Raw genomic sequence first — 23060 nt, 5'->3', positions numbered from 1 at the left:
AGTATAACGATATACTTAAGTCATATTTTTATTTGTATATTTGGCCCATGGACGTATCTCGACTTCTTGATCAACTAAACGACAAACAACGCGACGCAGTGGCGGCTTCTGCTAGTGACATGCTGATTCTGGCTGGTGCTGGTAGTGGTAAAACACGTGTGTTAGTTCACAGAATCTCTTGGTTAATGGAAGTAGAAGGGATAGCACCATATGGAATATTGGCCGTTACCTTTACCAATAAAGCAGCAAAAGAAATGCGTGGGCGAATAGAGCAACTGCAAGGTTGTTCACTGAATAATATGTGGATAGGTACGTTTCATGGTATCGCCCATAGGTTATTGCGTACCCATTATGCAGAGGTTAACTTACCTGAAAACTTCACCATTTTAGATTCAGATGATCAATATCGCATGTTGAGACGTGTGATTAAAAGTATGAATCTAGACGAAAAACATTGGCCACCAAAACAAATTCAATGGTACATCAATGGTAATAAAGATGAAGGATTGCGCCCCCAACATATTGAAACCTACGGCGACGCTAATCAACAAAAAATGCGCGAGATTTACCAAGTTTACCAACAAACTTGTGATCGAGCAGGTTTAGTCGATTTTGCTGAATTGTTGTTGAGGGCACATGAGTTATGGGCCAATAACCCTCAAGTATTAGCCCATTATCAAAAACGCTTTAGAGCGATACTGGTGGACGAGTTCCAAGATACCAATAACATTCAATATGCTTGGCTAAGAATGTTGGCTGCCCCAACTAACAACATGATCATTGTCGGCGATGATGACCAATCTATTTATGGATGGCGTGGTGCGAATGTTGAAAATATTCAACATTTTTTACGAGATTTCTCTTCTGCTAAAACCATTCGACTCGAACAAAACTATCGTTCTACAGGCAACATACTGAAAGCGGCTAATGCTGTTATTGACAACAATCAAGGTAGATTAGGTAAAGAGTTATGGACCGAAGATAGCCAAGGAGAATCCATTTCCCTCTACGCTGGATTTAACGAGCTAGATGAAGCTCGATTTAATATATCTCGTATAAAAGAATGGCGCGATACTGGTAACGCGTTAACAGATTGCGCTATTTTATATCGTAATAATGCTCAATCTCGGGTGTTAGAAGAAGCATTGTTACAAGAGTCAATTCCATATCGCATTTATGGTGGGTTACGTTTCTTCGAACGTCAGGAAATAAGAGATGCTCTTGCTTATTTGCGACTGATTAATCAGTCAATTGATGATGCTGCTTTTGAAAGGATCGTTAACACACCAACCCGAGGATTAGGTGATAAAACCTTATCACAAGTTAGAGAGTTAGCCCGTGATGCAGACTTGTCTATGTGGGACGCGAGTCAACGAATGATCCAAGAAAAACGTCTTACAGGCAGAGCCTCTAATGCGCTCGGTGCGTTTATAAAATTAATCAATCAGCTAGCTGATGATATTGCAGACATGCCACTGGAAAAACAATCTGATCACGTAATCAAACATTCCGGTTTATTTGCTATGTACCAAGCTGAAAAAGGCGAAAAAGCACAAGCTCGAATAGAAAACTTGGAAGAATTGGTCACTGCATGTAAACAATTTGTCGTACCCGAAGAAGCTGACAATATGTCTCCACTATCCGCATTTTTGGCTCATGCATCTTTAGAAGCCGGAGAGACTCAAGCAGATATCCATCAAGATGCAGTGCAAATGATGACCATCCATTCTGCTAAAGGATTAGAATTTCCTCTGGTCTTTATGGTTGGTGTTGAAGAAGGCATGTTTCCAAGCCAAATGAGTAACGAAGAACCCGGAAAAATAGAAGAAGAAAGGCGCTTATGTTACGTAGGTATGACACGGGCAATGCAAAAACTTTATATAACCTATGCTGAAAATAGGCGATTATACGGACAAGACAAGTACCATACGCCTTCACGTTTTATTAAAGAAATTCCCAGCGAGTGTATTGAAGAGGTGCGATTACGTACCACTATTTCGCGTCCTACTCAAAATAGATTTACGCCACCTACTGGACATACATCATTTGAAGCCACAGGTTTTCAACTTGGTGAAAGAGTCTCGCATCCGAAGTTTGCAGAAGGGACAGTATTAAATTATGAGGGTTCTGGAGAGCACGCTAGAGTACAAATAAATTTTGATGATTTTGGAAGTAAGTGGCTGGTTATGTCGTTTGCTAAGTTAACAAAAGTTTAGCGTTAATAAGTATATATGCTCTACTACATTTAGTAACATGGGGTGAATAAACTCCGCTTTGCACAATTAATTCTTGAATGTGAGCTTTAATATAAGATTGAAATAGCTCACTACAAACCTGAGGTTAATTAGTTATCTATGTTTATGCAGCAAAAAGTATTGATAATTGAAGATACACCAGCAAGTATGTCGGTCATGCGAAAGCTAATAACAAAGGCCGGATTAAAACCTATTTGCACCTCGAGCTTGTTTGAAGCAAAACATATTTTTGCTGAATCTGCTCCTGAAGAATATTTATGTGCCGTAGTTAATTATAGTTTACCTGATGCCCCAAGTGGCCAAGCCATTGATTTTTCTATCGAGTCGTTTTTACCTACAATTGTGATTACTGATTCTTTGGATGATGAGACTAGAATCATCATTCTGAAAAAAAATATTGTTGATTATATCCCCAAAGAAAACGCTCAAGTTTACCAATACCTAACTCGCTTATTAGCTAGGTTAGATAAAAATAAAAAAATAGGGGTATTAGTTGTTGATGATTCTCGCGTACATCGAAGCGCCATGACATCACTACTCAGAAGACACAATTTCATTACCTTTGAAGCACCCGAGGCCGAATCAGGCATTAAAGTGTTACACAGCAACTCAAATATTAAACTGGCCATTATTGATGAGAATATGCCGGGTATGTCTGGCTTGCAGATGATATCTGAATTACGAAAAACCTATAGCGAAGAAGATTTAGGCATCATTGGTATTTCAGCAGATACAAATAGTGGCTTATCTGCTCGTTTTATAAAAAGTGGTGCCAATGACTACTTATACAAACCCTATAATCATGAAGAGTTCTTCTGTCGTATCATGCAAAATGTCGAAAGGCTGGAGAATATAGAAACCATTCGACGAGTAGCTAATTCGGATTATTTAACAGGCTTACCCAATAGGCGCCACTTCTTTACTCGCGTAGAAGCCATACAGAAAACGCAACCCAAAGAACAAAGCTTAGCCATCATAGACATAGATCATTTTAAGAATATTAATGATACCTATGGCCACGACTGCGGTGATTATTCTCTTAAACAACTCGCTAAATTAGTAGCGGAATATTTTTCAGATTATACTGCTGCGCGTTTTGGCGGAGAGGAATTTTGCGTGTATTTTTCTAATATCCCGCACACAGAAGCCTTACAAGTCATGGAAAAGTTTCGTCTAGCACTAGAGCAAAAACAACTAGTGTTTGAAAAACAAAAAATAAACTGCACTGTTAGTATTGGCCTTACGAGTATCACAAAAGGCGGGGTCAATGGTATGATACGCATTGCAGACAATCACTTATACTCAGCCAAAAATAACGGCAGAAATCAGGTTGTAACCGACTAATTCTTTTAAATCCAAATAAATGACACCTTCTTCATGAAAAACTTAAAAATTGCCTTTGTTGTTTTTAGCCATTTTTTATTACTAGGTTGTATAAGTTTTGGCGGGCCCGCTGCCCACATAGGTTACTTTCAAAAAACCTTCGTTGAAAAATTAGCCTGGTTAAACAATGAAGAATACGCCAATCTGATTAGCCTTAGTCAGATTTTACCCGGTCCAGGATCAAGTCAAATCGGTTTTGCCATTGGATTACAAAAGGCGGGCTTATTAGGTGCCATCGCCGCTTTTATTGGATTTACATTACCTTCATTTATTCTTATGTATTGGCTTGCGATTGCCATTGACTTAAACAATCCGCAAGCCTGGGTATTAGGATTAATTAATGGTTTAAAATTGTTAGCTGTGGTTGTGGTATTCGACGCCATTCAAAACATGTCAAAAAGCTTTTGTAAAACCAAATTCACCCTAAGCATTACCATCATTAGCGCTCTTGCACTGATTACCATCAGCTATGCATTTATACACATATGGGTTTTAATAGCGGCTGCCATTATAGGCATTGTCCGCAATAAACAGGTGTCTAGTGAACAATCGAACTCAAACAATTCAAAACTGATACGCATTTGGCCCTTAATAATATTTTCTGGCTTTTTCTTACTGGCATTAATAGGTGACAATCTATCAACCAACTTGCGCTTAGTTTCAGCTTTCTTGCAAAGCGGCAGTTTAGTCTTTGGAGGCGGTCACGTAGTACTGCCATTACTTCAAGCAAGTGTTGGTGAGTCTTTAAGCAATGAACAGTTTCTATTCGGTTATGCTGCCGCTCAGGGGGTTCCGGGTCCAATGTTTACTATCGCAACATTTATGGGCGCGTTACTCACTCCATCTTCTCCATTTATAGGCGCGTTATTAGCCACATTGGCAATATTTTTACCAGGTTTTTTATTAGTATTGGCCTTACATAAGGTATGGCTACACTTGCTGAATAACGTTTATTTTGCTGGTGCAGCATTAGGGCTTAATGCTGCTGTTGTAGGCCTACTGATTGCCACTTTATATCACCCCATTTTAACGAGTGCGATCCATAACATCCTAGATGTAATTTATGTAGCTGTGGGGATAATCTGTATAAAAGTATTCAAACTACATATATTAATATTAATCAGTCTGTATGGTTTATTAGGTATAGGCACAGCTTTGTTAGTGGGCTGATCATCAAGTCGCGCTAAATTGGTTACGCCCAGCTTCTTTTGCTTTAAACAAGTTAGTATCAGCCTTATTAATCAGTTCAATGGCACTGGTTGCGTTACCTTCACCGTTGGGAGCAATCGCGGCAATACCAATACTAATAGTCACAACATTGTGTGACGCAGCTGATGCTGAAGGGATTTTTCTTTGTTGAACAGTATCAATTAACTCTTGAGCCACTTTTTTAGCGCCATCTAAGTCTGTAAAAGGTAATAGCAGTACAAACTCTTCTCCACCATATCGAGCTGCAAAGTCTCTCTCTCGTCTTTTACTTCCCGCAATTAAAGAGGCAATGATTTTCAAACATTTATCACCTTCTAAATGTCCAAAGGCATCATTGAATAATTTAAAGTGGTCAATATCTATAATTAACGCAGCTAAACCATGATTTCCTCTAACGGCTGAATACCACTCTTTATTAATCATAGTATCGAGCTGCATTCGATTTGCTAAACCTGTTAAACCGTCAGTGCATGAAACTTGAGCCAACTTTTTTTGCTGAGCAACCATTGCCATAATGTTATCGACTCTTGAAAACAAAATGCTTTGGCGAGTGTTTTTGTCTATGTAATCAACAGCCCCCATAGATAAACATTCATCTTCTTCATCTTGACTGACATTTGCTGTCAGAAACATAATGGGGATATGGGAAGTTAACTTATTATTTTTTACGAAAGTGCAAAGTTCTTGGCCAGATATAATAGGCGTATCAATGGCACTGAGTACCAAATCGATATCTTTTAATAAGATATTTTGAAGCGCCGTTTTGCCATCCCGTGCAATCTCAATATTAAATGACTTAGCAAACATTGAACTCAACGTAGAAATATTGACTACATCGTCGTCGATTACCAGTAATGTCAATTGATGATGTAAAGTTGTCATAGCATCCTTGATAAATACAACCAGAGACAGTAACTACTATTTGTAAGGAACACGTCAATATTAATGAAAAGACTTAGGTAAGGATACATGATTATTGGCTGAATATTAAACAACAATAAATTCAATCATTAAAACCATTGAGCATAACTACCCTGATTAATTCTATTTTTTACTATATCGGGTTTAGATCGAGTTTACTTTAATTTCAATTTTTACGCCGACAACCTGCAAATGAAATTTATCAGTGAACCTTAAATTAAAAACACGTAAACTTAACCTTTGCCTTCTACCTGAGTCTCCTTTGTCTAAATCTCCATCCCACTCTTCTTCCTTATTGGATCAAGCCAGTGAAATATTAAAAAACACCTTTGGTTATGATCAGTTTAGAGCAGGCCAACAAGAAGTCATCAAACAAACGTTACTTGGGCAAGATGTATTAGTTTTAATGCCAACGGGTGGCGGTAAATCCTTGTGTTATCAAGTTCCAGCTTTAATTCTACCCGGACTAAGCATAGTAGTGTCTCCACTTATTTCTTTAATGAAAGATCAGGTTGACGCACTGCAAGCCAATGGAGTCAGCGCGGCTTATATCAATTCAAATTTATCGCCAGAAGAAATTTACAATATATTTAAAGGCATGCAGGACGACAAATATAAGCTGATTTACGTCGCACCTGAGAGGCTTATGCAGCTCGATTTTATTGCTCGCTTGCAGTCTTTACAGATCAGTCTAATCGCTGTAGACGAAGCCCATTGCGTGTCTCATTGGGGGCATGATTTTAGAAAAGATTACCGATTATTAGGGCAATTAAAAGAAAAGTTTCCCCAAGTGCCAATAATGGGATTAACTGCCACGGCAGATTTAGCCACAAGAGCTGACATTGTTCATCAACTCCAACTCAGTCATCCTTTTATTTTTAAAGGCAGTTTTGACCGGCCTAACATTCGATACAACCAAGTCACCAAATATAAAGCCACCGACCAGGCGATTAGTTTTGTAAAACAACAAGATGGTAGTGGCATCATTTATTGTAATAGCCGCCGGAAAGTTGATGATTTAGCCATAGCGTTAGCTAAGCAAGGCGTGAATTGTGCCGGTTATCACGCAGGCCTTGAGGGTGAGATTCGAGACAAAATTCAAAGAGATTTTATTCAAGACAAAATTGATGTCATTGTCGCAACCGTCGCATTTGGTATGGGCATAGACAAATCCAATGTAAGGTTTGTAGTGCACTTTGATTTACCTCGGAGTATTGAATCTTACTATCAAGAAATTGGTCGCGCCGGGCGAGACGGCATGCCAGCTGAAGCGTTATTACTGTTTGATGAGAAAGATGCAGCACGTATTCGTCAATGGATATCAACAGGAGAAAACCCAGAGCGTAACGCCGTAGAACTGCAAAAATTCGCAGCCATGGAAGCTTTTGGTGAAGCCCAAACATGTAGACGTCAGATTTTGCTGAATTATTTTGCTGAATACTCAGCGGGTCATTGTGGAAATTGCGATATTTGTTTAGACCCACCTAAAGCTTTTGATGGCATTGTAGACGCACAAAAAGTGCTGTCTTGTGTGTTTAGGCTGCAACAAAAGGTAGCCAGCCAATATTTAATTGACGTACTAAGAGGCAAACAACTCAAACGTATTATTGAAAATCAGCATGAGCAATTATCTACCTATGGCATAGGCAAAGATCAGTCAGATGAATATTGGCATAACATCATTAATCAATTAATTCATAGAGGTTTGCTAAGAGTTGATATTACGCTTAACGCCGTTTTAAAATTAACTGAAGAAGCTAGACCCATATTAAAAGGCCAAGAACCCCTTCAATTAGCCGTCCCTCGTTTAAGTGTAAGTCTTGGCAAAAAGTCTAAATTTCAAACTCAAAATTACGACCGCGCATTATTTGCAAAACTTAAACACCTTCGAAAATCTATTGCAGAGCAAGATGATGTGCCACCATTTGTGGTATTCAGCGACGCTACCTTAGCGGATATGGCAGATAAATGCCCTGAGTCATCGATAGAATTTTTAGCTACCCATGGTGTGGGACAAGCCAAATTAGAAAAATACGGAGAACGGTTTATTGATGCCATTAGCCGACATATCAATAGATAAAGAATGTGAAATTTTAAATTGAATGCATCTTATTGAAATTATTATATAAGTTCATTTATTAACGCCCATTGCTAAAAACTCAACTCAATAAATATTACCTGTTGTCCCCTTCTTTACGTTAATATCTATTTCATAATTTGATGTGTTGTTTTTAAAAACTATATCCCATGCCTGTAGAAGCTGTACCTCGTAAAAAGAAAGACGATAAAGTTGAAAAACTTAAAGTCCCGCCGCATTCAATTGAGGCAGAACAATCTGTTTTAGGCAGCATGTTAATTGCGCCAGATTCTTGGGATAAAGTGGCTGAATTAGTCGTAGAAAGCGATTTTTATAATCACTCACATCAACTCATCTACAGCTCAATTATCCGTTTATTATCCAAAGACCAACCCATTGATTTAATTACCGTATCTGAAGATCTAGAAGGGGTTGATGAATTAGAGCCTGCTGGCGGTTTCGCCTATTTAGGTGAATTAGCCCGTAACACACCAAGTTCCGCAAACGTTACTGCCTACGCAAAAATCATTAAAGAGCGTGCAATCACTCGAGAGTTAATCGGTGTAGCTCACGAAATTGCAGACACTGGATATAACCCAGAAGGCCGTCACAGTGGCGAAATTTTGGATATGGCCGAGAGCAAAGTGTTCGAAATTGCTGAAAAACGCTCTGGCAAAGACGAAGGTCCTAAAAATGTTGAGTCTGTATTAACCCTCACCATAGACAGGCTAGAAGAGCTGGTTAAAAGTGGTAAAGAAGTCACAGGCGTGTCAACGGGTTACACAGATTTAGACAAAAAGACCAGTGGTTTACAACCATCAGATCTCATCATTTTGGCAGCACGTCCTTCAATGGGTAAAACAACTTTTGCAATGAACTTGTGTGAAAATGCCATGTTGTTGGAGACCAAACCAGTTTTAGTGTTTAGTTTAGAAATGCCTGCAGAACAGATTATGATGCGTATGTTGGCATCTCTTAGCCGAGTTGATCAAACCAAGGTACGTACAGCACAACTAGATGATGAAGATTGGGCCAGAATGTCTAACACTATGGCCATGTTAAAAGACAAAGATAACTTGTTTATTGATGACTCATCTGGCTTAACACCAATGGAAGTGCGCACCAGAGCGAGAAAGTTAGCGAGAGACAAAGGGGGCATTAGTTTAATCATGATCGATTATTTGCAGCTGATGCAAGTACCCGGATTAAGTGACAACCGTACCTTAGAAATCGCTGAAATATCTCGCTCACTCAAGTCTTTAGCCAAAGAATTAAAAGTGCCAGTAGTCGCCCTCTCGCAGCTAAACCGTAGTTTGGAGCAAAGAAGCGATAAACGCCCTATCAATTCAGATTTGAGGGAATCAGGTTCAATCGAGCAAGACGCCGATTTGATCATGTTTATTTATCGTGACGAAGTGTATAACGAACAAAGTACCGAACAAGGTGTGGCCGAAATCATCATAGGTAAACAACGTAACGGACCAATCGGAACTTCAAGGCTTACCTTCCAAGGTCAATTTTCGCGTTTTGACAACTACGCGGGTCCACCTCTGGATGATGAGTATTAATAGAATTAACCAGAGTACTTCTTATCCAGTACTCAAGTTAACTAATACAATAGCTGTTATTGTATTTCTAGCAGCTCAACTTCAAATATCAGTAACGAACCTGGTGTAATTTCGCCAATGGCTTTGGAGCCATATCCTAATTCTGATGGAATAAAGAATTTAAATTTATCTCCAGCCACCATCAACTGGACACCTTCTGTCCAACCTTTAATCACCTGATTAAGTGGGAAGCTAATAGGTTCACCCCGGTCTACCGAACTATCAAATACCGAGCCATCCAACATAGTCCCATGATAATGCACTTTTACGGTAGCACTAGCAGTAGGATGACTACTACCGTCTCCTTGTTTTATAACTTGATATTGCAGGCCAGACGCGGTTTCAAAAACCCCTTCTACAGCTTTATTTTTTGCTAAAAAGTCTATTCCTATAGCAATATTTTCTAGTGCTAACTTTTTATTTGTGGCGCTTTTTACAAAATAAAAAATCACCAAACCAACCACAACCGCTAAAACAATAAACTTCATAACCCAACCTAATTAATATTGATAACAGTGGATTCTATCACTGCTTGAATAATGATGATAAAAATTAGTTTGTTAAAAGTAACTGGTGCAACAGGGGGAAGGTTTGAAAAACGCAAACGACCAACATGGATGTTGGAAGGTAAAATAACGCAGGACGCAGTTATCGAGATTGCGGTGAACGCAGTGAACTTAAAAAACAATCACCTGCACAGACGCAGGTGATTGGAGGTGTTTTCTTTTACTAAGACTTATTCTCACGAGCAATAGCGCGATACGCAATATCATCACGGTGGAACATGTCTTTCCAGCTGATTGTTTTAACCAACTCATAAGCATTTTTTTGCGCTTCGGTAACCGAGTTGCCTAGTGCAGTAGCACACAACACACGACCACCATTAGTGGTGACTTTACCGTCAATTTCTTTAGTGCCCGCGTGGAATACTTTGGCTTCGTTATTACCTAGTTCTAAACCAGAAATAACATCACCTTTATTGTAACTACCCGGGTATCCACCAGCAGAAAGAACAACACCTACCGAAGCTCTTTGGTCAAACTCGGCTTGAATTTGATCTAAGTTACCGGCTAAGGCCGCTTCAACTAAATCAACTAAGTCTGATTGCAAACGTAACATGATAGGTTGTGTTTCTGGATCACCAAATCGGCAATTGTATTCAATCACCTTAGGTGTGCCGTCTGCCATGATCATTAAACCAGCATATAAGAAACCAACGTAAGTGTTACCTTCGCTTGCCATACCTTCAACCGTAGGATAAATCACTTCTTCCATAATACGTTTATGGATTTCTGCGGTAACCACTGGTGCAGGAGAGTAAGCTCCCATACCACCAGTGTTAGGACCTTCATCATTATTGTAAGCACGTTTGTGATCTTGACTGGTAGCAAAAGGCAAAACGTTTTTGCCGTCTACCATAACTATAAAGCTAGCTTCTTCACCGTCTAAAAACTCTTCGATAACCACTCGGCTACCCGCTTCACCAAATGCGTTACCCGCTAACATGTCACGAATAGCATCTTCTGCTTCAGTTAACGTCATGGCAACGATGACACCTTTACCCGCCGCTAAACCATCTGCTTTAATAACAATTGGTGCACCTCTTTCTTGCACGTAAGCAAGAGCTGGTTCGATTTCAGTAAAGTTCTGATAATCTGCTGTTGGTATTTTGTGGCGCTCTAAGAAATCTTTAGTAAAGGCTTTTGAACCTTCTAACTGAGCCGCTGATTGACTTGGCCCAAATATTTTAAGACCTTTAGCTTCAAATGCGTCTACCACACCTAAAACTAACGGTACTTCTGGTCCAACGATTGTTAAATCAATTTTGGTTGTTTCGGCAAATTCAACGAGAGCGGGCACATCTTCTGCACCTACATTTACGTTGATTAATTTATTTTCTAAAGCCGTTCCAGCATTACCTGGGGCTAAATAAACTTCAGATACTTTTTCCGACTGCGCGGCTTTCCATGCCAATGCATGTTCGCGGCCACCGCCACCAATAATCAATATTTTCATATGTTTCTATTCTTTCTTTTAAGGTTTTACAAATTTTAAAGTCATACGTGAACTCTCACCTATGGCCAAATATTTAGCTCGGTCTTTTTCACCTAAACGTAGTGAAGGTAATAAAGTCCATACGCCTTTTTCGTGGTTTGCTGTATCTAACGGATTAAGGTTAACAGCGCTCTCTGCCGCTAATTTAAAGCCTGCTTTTTCAGCTGCCGCTACCACTACAGATTGTTTCATGTAACCAGAGCGTTTTTGCGCGTCGTCAGCGAAAGATTCTGGTAACTTGTGTTCTACCACACCTAATACGCCGCCTTTTTTAAGTGCTTTAAAAAAGCTTGAAAAAGCGCCATCTAAGCCTTCATCGCCACCTTGCATATACCAGTTATGCACGTTTCTAAAAGTTAATACTCGGTCTAAGGTACCTGCTGGTGCAAAGTCTTGAGCTTTTATTTGATGAAATGCAGTCACTTTAGTGTTTTTTAGTGAATCAAGGTTAGAGACTTTTTTCTTAAAACCAGCTAAAGATTTTTTGTAGTAGCTTCTAGCGTTCTCATCAATGTAAAAATGAGCAGCATAGTACTGGCCGTTATCTTTTAACAATGGCCCAAGAATATGGGAATACCAGCCACCACCCGGCGCTATTTCTGCCACAGCCATTTTTGGCTGAACATCGAAAAAACGTAAGGTTTGCTGTGGGTTACGATATTCATCTCGTAATCTGTGCTTAGCCGGACGATCTGGGCTATTAACCGCGTCACTGATGGCATCAGCCACAACAACGGATGAACTTAATAAAGTAAATGTAAGGGTAGAAATAGCTAAAACTGACTTTAGTGTGCACTTAAACATACGATTCTCTTTATACAGTTAAAAAATTGCCAATGATTGTAGCTGGAAATAAAGCGCCTAGCGAACTAAAAAACGGGCTTTCAAAAAGCCCGCTTTTATTATTGTTACAGGTTACTTTAACAATTAGTGTTTAAAGTGACGCATACCAGTGAAGACCATGGCAATACCCGCTTCATCAGCGGCATCAATCACTTCTTGGTCACGCATTGAACCACCCGGTTGAATGATTGCACTGATACCAGCGGCAGCAGCGGCATCGATACCATCACGGAATGGGAAGAACGCATCAGAGGCCATGACAGAACCTTCAACTTGCAAGCCTTCGTCAGACGCCTTTATGCCCGCAATTTTCGCAGAATAAACACGACTCATTTGGCCAGCACCTACACCGATTGTCATACCGTCGTTGCAGTAAACAATGGCGTTAGACTTAACGTACTTAGCGACTTTCCAGGTAAACATTAAATCTTTAAGTTGTTGCTCAGTGGGCTTAACTTTAGTCACAACTTGCAACTCTTCTTGTTCAACCATGCCAAAGTCACGCTCTTGTACCAATAAACCGCCGTTAACACGTTTAAAGTCATAACCATCAGTTAATTGACCTTGCCAATCACCACAGGCTAACAAACGTACGTTTTTCTTAGCGGCAACCACAGCAAAGGCTTCGTCACTGACAGTAGGAGCAATAATGACTTCAACAAATTGACGATCAACAATAGCTTGGGCAGTTGCTGCGTCTAATTCGCGGTTAAATGCAATGATGCCACCAAATGCTGAGGTTGGGTCAGTTTGATAAGCACGGTTGTATGCAGCAAGAATATCGTCACCTAAGGCAACACCACATGGGTTTGCATGTTTAACGATGACACAAGCTGGCTCTGCAAATTCTTTAACACATTCAAGTGCAGCGTCTGTGTCTGCAATATTGTTAAACGATAATGCTTTACCTTGAAGCTGAGTGGCTGTAGCAACCGATGCTTCTTGTATTTGATTTTCTACGTAAAAAGCGGCTGTTTGGTGACTATTTTCACCATAACGTAAATCTTGCTTTTTAGTTAATTGCATATTGTAAGTGCGCGGGTATTCGCTCTCTGGCTCGCAGCAATCTGTTTCACAAGCTGCGGTTTCAATCATAGTGCCAAAGTAATTAGCTATCATGCCATCGTATTCTGCAGTGTGTTCAAAAGCAGCAATAGCCAAATCAAAACGTGTCGCTTTAGTGACAGAGTTTTCGTTAGCTTGCATTTCGCTGATAACACGCGTGTAATCTTTAGCGTTAACCACAATAGTCACGTCATTGTTATTTTTAGCTGCTGCACGCACCATAGTCGGTCCGCCGATATCGATATTTTCGATGGCGTCTTCAAGACTACAGTCTTCTTTTGCAACTGTGGCTGCAAATGGATATAAATTCACTACGACCAAATCAATTGGCAAAATATTATTTTCAGCCATGACTGCTTCATCTTGACCACGACGAGCTAAAATTCCACCGTGAATTTTTGGGTGTAAAGTTTTTACTCGGCCGTCCATAATTTCTGGGTGACCTGTATGTTCTGACGCTTCGATAACAGTTAAGCCGTTATCGCTAAGCAATTTTGCAGTACCGCCAGTAGAAAGCAGCTCGACACCTTGGCTTGCTAAAAATTGAGCAAACTCTAGAAGTCCGGTTTTATCAGATACGCTTAATAAAGCGCGACGTATTGGTTTTGCAGGAGATAAGTTTTGCATGCTTGTTCCACTATATAAGGCAAAAAGGCCGAAGTGATTATAACTTTCTTGACTAGTTGGTCATAACCCTTCCAAACAAAAAGAGCACCTATTAGGTGCTCTTTTCTAAGTCAGTATGGTTTAGTTCATGCCGTACTGTTTTAATTTTTTACGTAAAGTACCACGGTTGATACCTAACATGATCGAAGCACGTGTTTGGTTGCCACGAGTAAAAGTCATGATTTCTTCTAGCATTGGAGCTTCAACTTCAGCCATTACTAATTCATATAAGTTTTCGATATTGGTGTTATCAAGTTGCTTAAGGTACTTATTTACAGCTTGTTTAACTGAATCGCGAAGAGGCTTCTGCGCTTGAGTTTGCGAAGGAGTCGTTACCGTAGTGGTAAAAGGAGAAGTTACATTTTGTTCGAACATTAAATCTTGCTCTTTAGTTAGTCATCATTACACAGTAGGTAAACTAGCAAATTCGCTGTTTAACCTACCAATCTATCAAAATACATGTTCAACGTGTCTAGTTGCTCTTGAGCATCCTCAATGGCATTAAACTTTGCACGAAACAGTCTTTGCTGGTCTTTTTCGGCCAAATACCAACCCACATGTTTGCGGGCGATCCTACATCCCAGATAATCACCATAAAATTGGTGAACATTGGCGACGTGTTCAAGCAAAATGCTACTCACTTCGTCAATACTAGGTGCAGTCAATATCTGACCTGTTTGCAGATAATGAAGTATTTCGCGAAATATCCAGGGATGCCCCTGAGCACCGCGACCTATCATCAATGCATCTGCTTCGGTATATTCCAATACTTGTTTCGCTTTATGCGCACAAGTAATGTCACCGTTGGCAACAACAGGTATCGACACAGCCTGTTTAATGGCCTTAATCGTGTCGTATTCTGCGTCACCTTTGTACATACAGGCTCGAGTGCGACCATGCACCGCTAAGGATTGAATTCCATTATCTTGTGCAATTTTGGCAATTTGCACCCCATTGCGGTTTTCAACATTCCAACCTGTGCGTATTTTTAAAGTTACTGGCACGTCTACCGCTGCTACCACCGCTCGAATGATTTTTTCAACCAGTTGAGGGTCTTGTAGCAAAGCAGAGCCTGCTAACTTCTTATTTACCTTTTTTGCCGGACACCCCATATTAATGTCTACAATTTGTGCGCCATTGTTCACATTGAACTGGGCAGCTTGCGCCATTAACTCAGGATCGGCACCCGCAATTTGCACTGCGCGTACGCCATCTTCACCTGTGTGATCCATTCGTTGTTTAGACTTATCTGAGTTCCATACTCTAGGATTTGAAGACAACATTTCTGATACAACCAAACCAGCACCTAAGCGTTTACACAATTGCCTAAAAGGTCGGTCGGTCACTCCTGCCATAGGAGCTAGTATCAAATTGTTTTCTAACGCATAAGGACCTATTTGCATAATTACCTAAATTTAAAATCGTGCAAAAAATGTCCGAAGTGTTAAAAAGGGGCGCAAGTTTACGGTTTTTTTACAGGCTTGAAAAGCCTATAAAAGAAACAATTTTGTACTTTTTTTAAACAAAGGATATTGACAAAGGAATAAATCGCCAAATTTACGGGGAAATGCCGCGAAATGTATCAAACAAGTTACAGGTATGTCTGAATTATGTAATCGCTAAAAAGGCATAAAAACAGAATTATCTCTCGATCTTACCTATCAGCATGTCTTTAAACATCACCCAATCACCTATAAAGCTATATAAAGGATGTTGAAATGTAGCCGGTTTGTTGTGCTCAAAAAAGAAATGCCCTACCCATGCAAAGCCGTAACCTGCAACTGGAGCCAACCACAATATTGCTAAATTTTGAGAATAAACCACATAACCTAGGATGAATAAAACCAAACATGAGCCAATAAAATGTAAACGCCGGCAAATTAAATTCGAATGTTCGGCTAAATAAAAAGGGTAAAACTGTGCAAAGGATTTAAAAGAGTTAGAGGTTTCAGCGGTCATCGATTAATACTCCCGTTGGTTAATTCTCTCAACTTAACATAAGTAATAGTGATTAGAATGTCTCAAATACGACAATTGTTATCATTAGTAAACTACTCAAGATATCTTGAGTTTCTGTTATTTGACCCCATCCACCATTCAAGCGCAACATAACGGATCCCATAATGAACAGTATAGTGAATATTACACCAGAAAATTTCCAGCAAGTAATCTTGCAAGACTCTGCAACTCAAATCGTTATGGTAGAGTTTTGGGCTCAAGGGCACGAGCCAAGTGATGCGTTAGCACCAGTGTTAGCCACCATAGCTAGCAAATACTCTAACCATCTATTACACGCGCGAGTAGATGTTCAACAACAACAAGAAATAACTCAGCAATTTGGTGTACAAGGGTTACCTACCGTTATTTTAGTGAAAGATGGCCAACCTTTAGATGGGTTTGCGGGTCCACAAACAGAAGAACAAATTGTTACCTTACTGGAAAAACACCTACCTAAACCAGAAGATGGTTTATACCAACAAGCTGCAGAGCTAGTTACCGCAGGTGACTATCAACAAGCCTATCCATTAATTAAAGAAGCCAACGAATTAGCCCCAGACAGAGTAGACATCAAATTATTGCTTGCAGATTGCCAAGTTGAGTTAGGGCAAATTAATCCAGCGAAAGCTTTACTCGAAACCATAGGTTTGGTCGATCAAGATGCTTTATATAAAAGTATTTTAGGTAAAATTGAATTAGCCGAGCAGGCAGCTGAATCACCAGAGATAAAAGCCCTACAAGCTAAATTAGAACAAGAGCCAGACTCGTTAGAAATCAAAACAGAATTGGCCATACAATTACATCAAGCCAACCAAACAGAAGAGGCCTTAGAGCTGATCATGTCGGTGTTACTCAAAGACTTAAACTTTGGCGAAGCCAAAAAGTTTGCCCTTGATATGATCAATGCCTTGCCTGATGGTGACCCATTAAAATCGAAATATCGCAGAAAAATTTATAGCCTGTTGTATTAACATAGCTCTATGCAAGACGAGTCGCCCTCTTTACTGATTGATTTACACCGCCATTTAGATGGCAATATTAGGGTGCAAACCATAATTGACTTGGCCGAGCAATATCAGGTTGCTTTGCCAAGTTATGATTTACAAACCTTACAAAAACACGTTTTTATCCAAGATAAAACCTCAGATCTACTTAGCTTCTTAAGTAAATTAGATATGGGCGTATCTGTTTTAGGCCAACTTGATGCGTGCAAACGTATTGCTTTTGAGAATGTCGAAGATGCCATAATCGAAGGGCTCAACCATGTTGAACTGAGGTTTTCCCCCAATTACATGGCCCAAGCTTTCAATTTACCGCTAGAGGCAGTAGTAGAAGCTGTGGTTGCCGGTGTCGCTGAAGCGAATCAAGAGTATCAATACAATGCCAAGCTGATTGGCATTCTAAGTCGTTCTTATGGAGTAGAAACCTGCAAACAAGAACTACAGGCTCTACTGTCCCATTCCAAAGATTTAGTTGCCATTGATTTGGCTGGAGATGAATTGGGATTTCCAGCCAAGCTATTTGTTGAACACTTCAACAAAGTGAGAGAAGCGAGCTTAGCTGTGACGATCCATGCCGGAGAAGCCGATGGGCCAGACAGTATTTGGGATGCGATCCACTTATTGGGCGCCACACGCATTGGCCATGGAGTGAATGCGTATCAAGATCCTAAACTCATGGAATTTATCGCAGACCAAAAAATTGGTATCGAAAACTGTATATTATCGAATTACCAAACGGGTACTTGGCTTGATATGAAATCCCACCCGCTACAAACCTTCTTAGATTATGGCATTGAAGTATTTTTAAATACGGATGATCCCGGCATTTCCAATAACACGTTAAAAAGTGAATACCAACTGGCTAAAGATGAATTGGGTTTGAGCCACAAACAACTCAAACACATGCAACAAAACGCATTAAACCAAGCTTTTTTAAGCACAGCAGAAAAACTCCTTCTAGTTTAGACAGCCCCATCATTTATATAACGCCCATTTAAACTTTGAGATGATTTTTTACGTCATATTTAGCACTTTAAATTATTGTGCTAAAAACTATGAAATACCCCTTAATTTTGTTGTTTGCTCTATTCGTATTTACCCCGTTTATTACCCTAGCCGACCAACCCCAAAAGGTGCTGATTGTGGTGTCTAATATGCTGCATATGGGTGATCCAGAAAAACATGAAGCAAGAAACAATCTGTGGGAGGTGGCACCGCCTTACCATATATTTTTAAGTCATAGCATTGAGGTGGACTTTGTTTCACCCCAAGGCGGCCCTGTGGAGTTTTACATGGACCCTTTAGGCATCAGCAGTTACACCATAAAGTACGAAGGTTTCCTAGACAAAACTCGTAATACACTCAAACCCAAGGAAGTTAACATCGAAGATTATTGGGCTGTTTATACCGGTGGAGGTTATGGCCCTTTATTCGATGTGGCTGGTAACAAACAATTACAGTCGATCTATTCTGCGATATACGAGGCAGGAGGTATTATTGGCATTGGTGGTCACGGCGCTGGCGCCATAGTAGATGTTAAACTCTCTTCAGGGGTATTTTTAGTAAGAAACAAACGTATAGCTGCTTTTCCAAATTCAACAGAAAAATCTAAGTCATGGGCTAAGCAAGGCACACTTTTACCTTTTTTAATTGAAGATAGGTTAAATGAAAATGGGGCGATTGCTTTGAATAAAAAGACCTTAAAAGACAAACATCAAGTTGTAGTTGATCAAAGAGTTGTGTCTACTATGTTTTTGCCTTCTGCTGCTCTTGTTGCAAAAGAAATGATTCTACTACATGAGTAAATTAACGAGGATGAGGGAGTACTTTAGCTTATTAAGCTGATGTTATGGTTAGCGAGTTATCTTTTGGTGCTCCTGCTTTACACTTCTTACATTCAAGTTTATGTCCTAACATAGAGGTTCGCCCTTCTGGCGTAATTACCCAAGGGCGATTTTGCCAAGGAGGGTCGTGGCGAACATGCTGATTATGACCGCAGGCCAACTCTGCCACCCAGTGGTTTTCTTGATCTTTATGGTAGCCTTGAATTGCCTGGAGCATTTTGTTTTGGAGTTAACCTATTTGGGCATCAAATTCTTGTTGTTTGGTCTCTAACTGTTCTTGGGCATCTAGCCATTCCATTTCAGCATCTTCTAACAAAGATTTTTGTTCAGCCTGGGCCGCCAAGAGCTCTTTTAATTTTGTTTTGTTTTCAGCGCTATACAGCTCGGTATCACCAAGTTGGTCTTCAAATTTTGCCAACTTGGACTGGCTGTCACTCATGACTTTTTCAAACTTAGTAATAGCCTTACGCAAAGGTTGAGTGGCTTGTCTAAATTCTGCTTCTAACCTTTTAATGGCTTTACGATCTAACTTAGGCGCTGTCTCTTCTTCGCCTTCAGTTTTAGTCTCTGATTCACCTTTTAAGATCCAATCTTTGTAATCGTCTAAATCGCCATTAAATGCTTGTACTTGACCACTGTCCACTAGATAAAAATCATCACATACCGATGTTAATAAAAACCTGTCATGTGACACCAGTACCATAGCGCCTTCAAACCCCTGCAATGCCATATTCAGCGCATGGCGCATATCTAAATCTAGGTGGTTAGTCGGTTCATCTAACAGCAACAAATTAGGCTTTTGATAAACCGTAATGGCCAATACCAAGCGAGCTTTTTCTCCACCCGACATAGGCGCTACTTTACTTAAAGCGTTGTCACCTCGAAAACCAAAACCACCCAAATAATCTCGTAGGCTTTGTTCTGTGGCTTTTTGGTCTAAGCGCTGCATGTGGGCTAATGCGGTATCATCACCACGTAAAAATTCCAATTGATGCTGGGCGAAGTATCCAATTTTTAAACCAGATGAAGTTTCGTAAATACCTTCCATGGGTGACTTTTCACCGGCCAATAGTTTTATTAAGGTCGATTTACCTGCGCCATTTTTACCTAATAATCCAATGCGACTACCTGGCACCAAATTAAGATGTAATTTTTCTAGAATAATGGTGCTGTCGTACCCCACTTTGACTTCTTCCATTTTGATCAAAGGATTTGGCAATTTAGGCGGCGTGAAAAACTCAAATGAAAACTCAGAAGCTGCCATCACTGGCAATAAAGTTTCCATTTTTGCTAATTGTTTAACTCGGCTCTGGGCTTGTTTGGCTTTACTGGCTTTGGCCCCAAAACGTCTGATAAATGACTCTAAGTGAGCAATCTGATCTTGTTGTTTGTCATACTGCAAACTTTGCAGGCGCAGGCGTTCGGCTCGTTGTTTTTCGTAAGCATCGTAGTTACCTGTGTAACTGATAAGTTCTTGTTGTTCTACGCTGATAATTTCGTTCACAGTCGCGTCTAAGAAAGACTTATCATGAGAAATAAGCAGTAACGTACCAGTATATCTTTGTAGCCATTTTTCTAACCAAATCACCGCATCGAGATCTAAGTGGTTGGTGGGTTCATCTAACAGTAATAAATCTGAATGACACAATAAGGCTTGAGCCAAGTTTAAGCGCATTCGCCAACCACCAGAAAAAGCCGTCACTGGATTTTTCATAACATCATTGGCAAAGCCTAAACCAGCCAGTATTGTGGCAGCACGGGCATCAACATCGTAAGCGCCAGCTTGTTCTAACAAGCTATGAACTATGGCTATTTTTTCGCCGTCATGAGCTTCTTCAGCTGCGATAAGTTGTTTTTGTAATTGACGATATTCTAGATCTCCATCAATCACATAATCCAAAGCAGAGCGTTCTACGGCTGGGGTTTCTTGGGCTACTGACACAATTTTCCAATTTTTTGGGATATTGAAATCACCATGTTCGGTTTGTAACTCACCTTTTATCAAGGCAAATAAGCTGGACTTTCCACAACCGTTAGCACCGATAAGGCCGGCTTTATGGCCTGGATACACAACAGCATTGGCGTCTTGCAGCAACATTTTACTGCCGCGCATAAGTGAAACATCAGAAAATTGGATCATGGAAACCTGTTTTACCACTCGTCCTTGCTCTAAATACAACCGATTGACGGCTTTTAAAGAAGAAGAGATAACACTAAAAAATAATTGCGCGTATCATACCAAGATGGCGAGCCGAAAAAATAATTTACTATGGTAAACAAGACAAAAAAACGATTTGTAGCAGGGGCCACATGCCCACAATGTAAATCTCTAGACACGATTATGTTGTTTTTTGAAAACAACGTCGAAAAAATTGAATGTGTAAAATGTGATTACCACGAGTCTCAAACCGACAAACAAGTTACCCAAGCCACTCGCGCTAGTGAAAATGTCATTGGGGTATTTAAACCAGAGTAACAGTTTTCTTATTGGCTACGCCGTTTTATATGCTGCGCATAGAGAGCATTCGCTTCGCTCACCGTCATCCTGACGTATTTTCTAGCCGCATCCCTGCTGCTCGATTTACTTTTTACCAACAGCAGCAAAAAGTAAACAAAAATTGCCGCGCTCCAGCAATGCTCTTCATCTAATTTAATTATAATTAGAGTAGGCCGTTTTTAGTCGTTCCCGACGGCCAAAAACTCAATTGGCTATCCATGCCAATTGACCGACTAAATTTATAATAAAATCAGCGAGCCTTGATTCGCGGGTAAGTCAAAAGCATGAACTCTTGCAATTTTCAATGCATTGCCAAAGGCATCGTACCTATAAAGCTTGTGATAATTTTAATTAAACTTGTTTAAATTCAATGTGATAACTTTCCATATACACAGTTCCTTGTTAGCGCTAGGCTTACCACCATCACGCTATTTTCAGAAGATCAATAATGGGGTGGAGGCATTTCTTCTTTTTCTGATGCCATATTACTTGGCTCAATTGCGCTGACTTTGGCGACTAGTTTTTTAAAGTTGAACTGTAAGTCGTCGATTTGTTTTTGTTGTTCGATTAACGCTTGGTTAAGGCTTTCTATGGTGTCTTCTTGAAAGGCTACTTTCATTTGTAGCTGTTCAATATTGTCTTCTACTGTGCTCATTTGGTTTTCCATTCTTCTATCAGCCCACTACTGCTCACTGAAAAAATTTCTTGATTGTTTTTAAAGGCCACTGAGTAGACTACTGCTGTGGGTGGTTGGCTAGACTCTCTAGGAGAGACGTACCATTCGTTGACTTCACTACCCGATTCAACCTGCCATAAATTCATTCTTTTGGAAGGTGAACCTGTTAATAAAAATTGGCCATCTTTTGAAAATGCGGCCGTTGTGAAAATTCGTTGCCGTGCTAAATATTGTAAATTACTGACTTCTTGGCCTGTGGCTAAATCCCATATTTTTGCGTCTCGCTTGCTGTCGGCGGTAAAGGCATATCGACCTTCATCGTCTAACACCACTTTGGTGACACGACTGGTATGTTCAAACTTATGGATCACTTGACCACTTCGGGTATCCCACAAATAAGCCACATAATCATTGCCACCACTTAACGCATAAAACCCATTGGGTGAGATATCCAGACTATTCACTTTTTCTTGGTGGCCTAGAAACTCCAACCGTCGGCTAGTTTTAGGCTCAAAAAACATCACTTTACCGTTACTTCTGCCAACCAGTATACCGCGACCTTGATTAGATACAGCCACATCTCGAATACTGGCTTCGTCAATACGCCAAAATCCCTCAGGCTCGCCGTCGGCAAGATTCCATAAGGTAAAGGTTTCTCTGTCAGAGGTCACAACATAACTATTATCAAAAGCAATATGAATGTTGGTAACTAGGTTGATCCCGTCTTCTTGGTTATTCCATACAAACTTTTTTTGATTAGTGGTTAGATCCCAAACTGTAATACCGTTTTGAATATTGGACACCACACTAATACTGGCATCGGCAGAAATATTGGCGGCATCAGCGATATCGTCAGCCAAACGAAATGTGGATACCGCGGGTGAACTCGAATCACCACAACCTAATAACGTTAGCTGTAGTAAAATAATGGTGATGCAATATTTCATTAAATTCGCTCTCAAA

Annotated in this window: 21 protein-coding genes; 9 read left to right on the top strand and 12 right to left on the bottom strand. The window is 40.1% G+C overall.

Annotation, left to right across the window (positions count from 1 at the left end; translation table 11 throughout):
- The first annotated feature begins 47 nt into the window (after positions 1-47).
- The 3 genes from uvrD to chrA all read left to right on the top strand — a co-directional run bounded on the left by uvrD (position 48) and on the right by chrA (position 4808).
- The gene (gene uvrD, locus ACSHXM_RS02365) at positions 48-2216 is read left to right on the top strand and encodes a DNA helicase II (protein ID WP_435687119.1); all 2169 of its coding nucleotides are present in this window, start codon (positions 48-50) and stop codon (positions 2214-2216) included.
- 144 nt (positions 2217-2360) lie between these two features.
- Positions 2361-3599, top strand: a complete 1239-nt coding sequence (locus ACSHXM_RS02360) for a GGDEF domain-containing response regulator (protein ID WP_435687150.1) — start codon at positions 2361-2363, stop codon at positions 3597-3599.
- Between the two features lie 33 nt (positions 3600-3632).
- Positions 3633-4808 carry a chromate efflux transporter gene (gene chrA, locus ACSHXM_RS02355; protein ID WP_435687118.1) on the top strand — a complete coding sequence of 392 codons (1176 nt, stop codon included), beginning with the start codon at positions 3633-3635 and terminating at the stop codon, positions 4806-4808.
- A 3-nt stretch (positions 4809-4811) separates the two neighbouring features.
- Here the strand turns inward: chrA and ACSHXM_RS02350 are convergent, their stop codons facing one another.
- Positions 4812-5729, bottom strand: coding sequence for a GGDEF domain-containing response regulator (locus ACSHXM_RS02350; protein WP_435687117.1), 918 nt, complete (start codon positions 5727-5729; stop codon positions 4812-4814).
- A gap of 301 nt (positions 5730-6030) precedes the next feature.
- Here ACSHXM_RS02350 and recQ point away from each other — a divergent pair, with 301 nt between their 5' ends.
- Both recQ and dnaB read left to right on the top strand, forming a co-directional pair.
- Complete coding sequence (gene recQ / locus ACSHXM_RS02345) at positions 6031-7848, top strand: DNA helicase RecQ (protein ID WP_435687149.1); 1818 nt, start codon at positions 6031-6033, stop codon at positions 7846-7848.
- A 167-nt stretch (positions 7849-8015) separates the two neighbouring features.
- A complete protein-coding gene (gene dnaB, locus ACSHXM_RS02340; RefSeq protein ID WP_435687116.1) occupies positions 8016-9413 on the top strand; it encodes a replicative DNA helicase in 1398 nt (465 codons plus the stop codon).
- A 56-nt stretch (positions 9414-9469) separates the two neighbouring features.
- Here the strand turns inward: dnaB and ACSHXM_RS02335 are convergent, their stop codons facing one another.
- The 7 genes from ACSHXM_RS02335 to ACSHXM_RS02305 all read right to left on the bottom strand — a co-directional run bounded on the left by ACSHXM_RS02335 (position 9470) and on the right by ACSHXM_RS02305 (position 16040).
- Positions 9470-9940 (bottom strand): FKBP-type peptidyl-prolyl cis-trans isomerase, encoded by a 471-nt coding sequence (locus ACSHXM_RS02335; RefSeq protein WP_435687115.1) that lies wholly within the window; start codon positions 9938-9940, stop codon positions 9470-9472.
- Positions 9941-10181: 241 nt separating this feature from the next.
- A complete protein-coding gene (gene purD / locus ACSHXM_RS02330; RefSeq protein ID WP_435687114.1) occupies positions 10182-11468 on the bottom strand; it encodes a phosphoribosylamine--glycine ligase in 1287 nt (428 codons plus the stop codon).
- Positions 11469-11486: 18 nt separating this feature from the next.
- The gene (locus tag ACSHXM_RS02325; protein ID WP_435687113.1) at positions 11487-12311 is read right to left on the bottom strand and encodes a class I SAM-dependent methyltransferase; all 825 of its coding nucleotides are present in this window, start codon (positions 12309-12311) and stop codon (positions 11487-11489) included.
- A 123-nt stretch (positions 12312-12434) separates the two neighbouring features.
- Complete coding sequence (gene purH / locus ACSHXM_RS02320) at positions 12435-14042, bottom strand: bifunctional phosphoribosylaminoimidazolecarboxamide formyltransferase/IMP cyclohydrolase (RefSeq protein WP_435687112.1); 1608 nt, start codon at positions 14040-14042, stop codon at positions 12435-12437.
- Between the two features lie 120 nt (positions 14043-14162).
- Positions 14163-14456 (bottom strand): DNA-binding transcriptional regulator Fis, encoded by a 294-nt coding sequence (gene fis / locus ACSHXM_RS02315; RefSeq protein WP_133469908.1) that lies wholly within the window; start codon positions 14454-14456, stop codon positions 14163-14165.
- A 59-nt stretch (positions 14457-14515) separates the two neighbouring features.
- Positions 14516-15484, bottom strand: coding sequence for a tRNA dihydrouridine synthase DusB (dusB, locus tag ACSHXM_RS02310; RefSeq protein WP_435687111.1), 969 nt, complete (start codon positions 15482-15484; stop codon positions 14516-14518).
- A gap of 238 nt (positions 15485-15722) precedes the next feature.
- Positions 15723-16040: an Mpo1-like protein gene (locus ACSHXM_RS02305; RefSeq protein ID WP_435687110.1), complete on the bottom strand. Its 318-nt coding sequence runs from the start codon at positions 16038-16040 to the stop codon at positions 15723-15725.
- 164 nt (positions 16041-16204) lie between these two features.
- Between ACSHXM_RS02305 and ACSHXM_RS02300 the strand changes: the two genes are divergently transcribed.
- The 3 genes from ACSHXM_RS02300 (at position 16205) to ACSHXM_RS02290 (ending at position 18885) form a co-directional block, all read left to right on the top strand.
- Positions 16205-17050, top strand: coding sequence for a tetratricopeptide repeat protein (locus tag ACSHXM_RS02300; RefSeq protein ID WP_435687109.1), 846 nt, complete (start codon positions 16205-16207; stop codon positions 17048-17050).
- 9 nt (positions 17051-17059) lie between these two features.
- Positions 17060-18046: an adenosine deaminase gene (gene add / locus ACSHXM_RS02295; protein WP_435687108.1), complete on the top strand. Its 987-nt coding sequence runs from the start codon at positions 17060-17062 to the stop codon at positions 18044-18046.
- 89 nt (positions 18047-18135) lie between these two features.
- Positions 18136-18885 (top strand): type 1 glutamine amidotransferase domain-containing protein, encoded by a 750-nt coding sequence (locus ACSHXM_RS02290; protein ID WP_435687107.1) that lies wholly within the window; start codon positions 18136-18138, stop codon positions 18883-18885.
- Positions 18886-18916: 31 nt separating this feature from the next.
- On the opposite strand, the gene ACSHXM_RS02285 is transcribed toward ACSHXM_RS02290, so the two are convergent.
- Together ACSHXM_RS02285 and ACSHXM_RS02280 are read right to left on the bottom strand one after the other, a co-directional pair.
- The gene (locus ACSHXM_RS02285; RefSeq protein ID WP_435687106.1) at positions 18917-19141 is read right to left on the bottom strand and encodes a DUF3565 domain-containing protein; all 225 of its coding nucleotides are present in this window, start codon (positions 19139-19141) and stop codon (positions 18917-18919) included.
- A 12-nt stretch (positions 19142-19153) separates the two neighbouring features.
- Positions 19154-21064 (bottom strand): ATP-binding cassette domain-containing protein, encoded by a 1911-nt coding sequence (locus ACSHXM_RS02280; RefSeq protein ID WP_435687105.1) that lies wholly within the window; start codon positions 21062-21064, stop codon positions 19154-19156.
- Positions 21065-21193: 129 nt separating this feature from the next.
- Here ACSHXM_RS02280 and ACSHXM_RS02275 point away from each other — a divergent pair, with 129 nt between their 5' ends.
- Entirely contained in the window at positions 21194-21400 is a 207-nt protein-coding gene (locus tag ACSHXM_RS02275; protein ID WP_435687104.1) for a YheV family putative zinc ribbon protein, read from the top strand.
- A gap of 463 nt (positions 21401-21863) precedes the next feature.
- On the opposite strand, the gene ACSHXM_RS02270 is transcribed toward ACSHXM_RS02275, so the two are convergent.
- Positions 21864-22076, bottom strand: a complete 213-nt coding sequence (locus ACSHXM_RS02270) for a SlyX family protein (RefSeq protein ID WP_435687103.1) — start codon at positions 22074-22076, stop codon at positions 21864-21866.
- Complete coding sequence (locus ACSHXM_RS02265; RefSeq protein ID WP_435687102.1) at positions 22073-23044, bottom strand: WD40 repeat domain-containing protein; 972 nt, start codon at positions 23042-23044, stop codon at positions 22073-22075. The genes ACSHXM_RS02270 and ACSHXM_RS02265 overlap by 4 nt, the downstream gene beginning before the upstream one ends.
- Positions 23045-23060: the final 16 nt, after the last annotated feature.

This window comes from Paraglaciecola sp. (assembly GCF_051252315.1).
Classification (GTDB): domain Bacteria; phylum Pseudomonadota; class Gammaproteobacteria; order Enterobacterales; family Alteromonadaceae; genus Paraglaciecola.
Note: the sequence above shows the minus strand (reverse complement) of the source record. Positions and strands in the feature narration are given on the sequence as shown.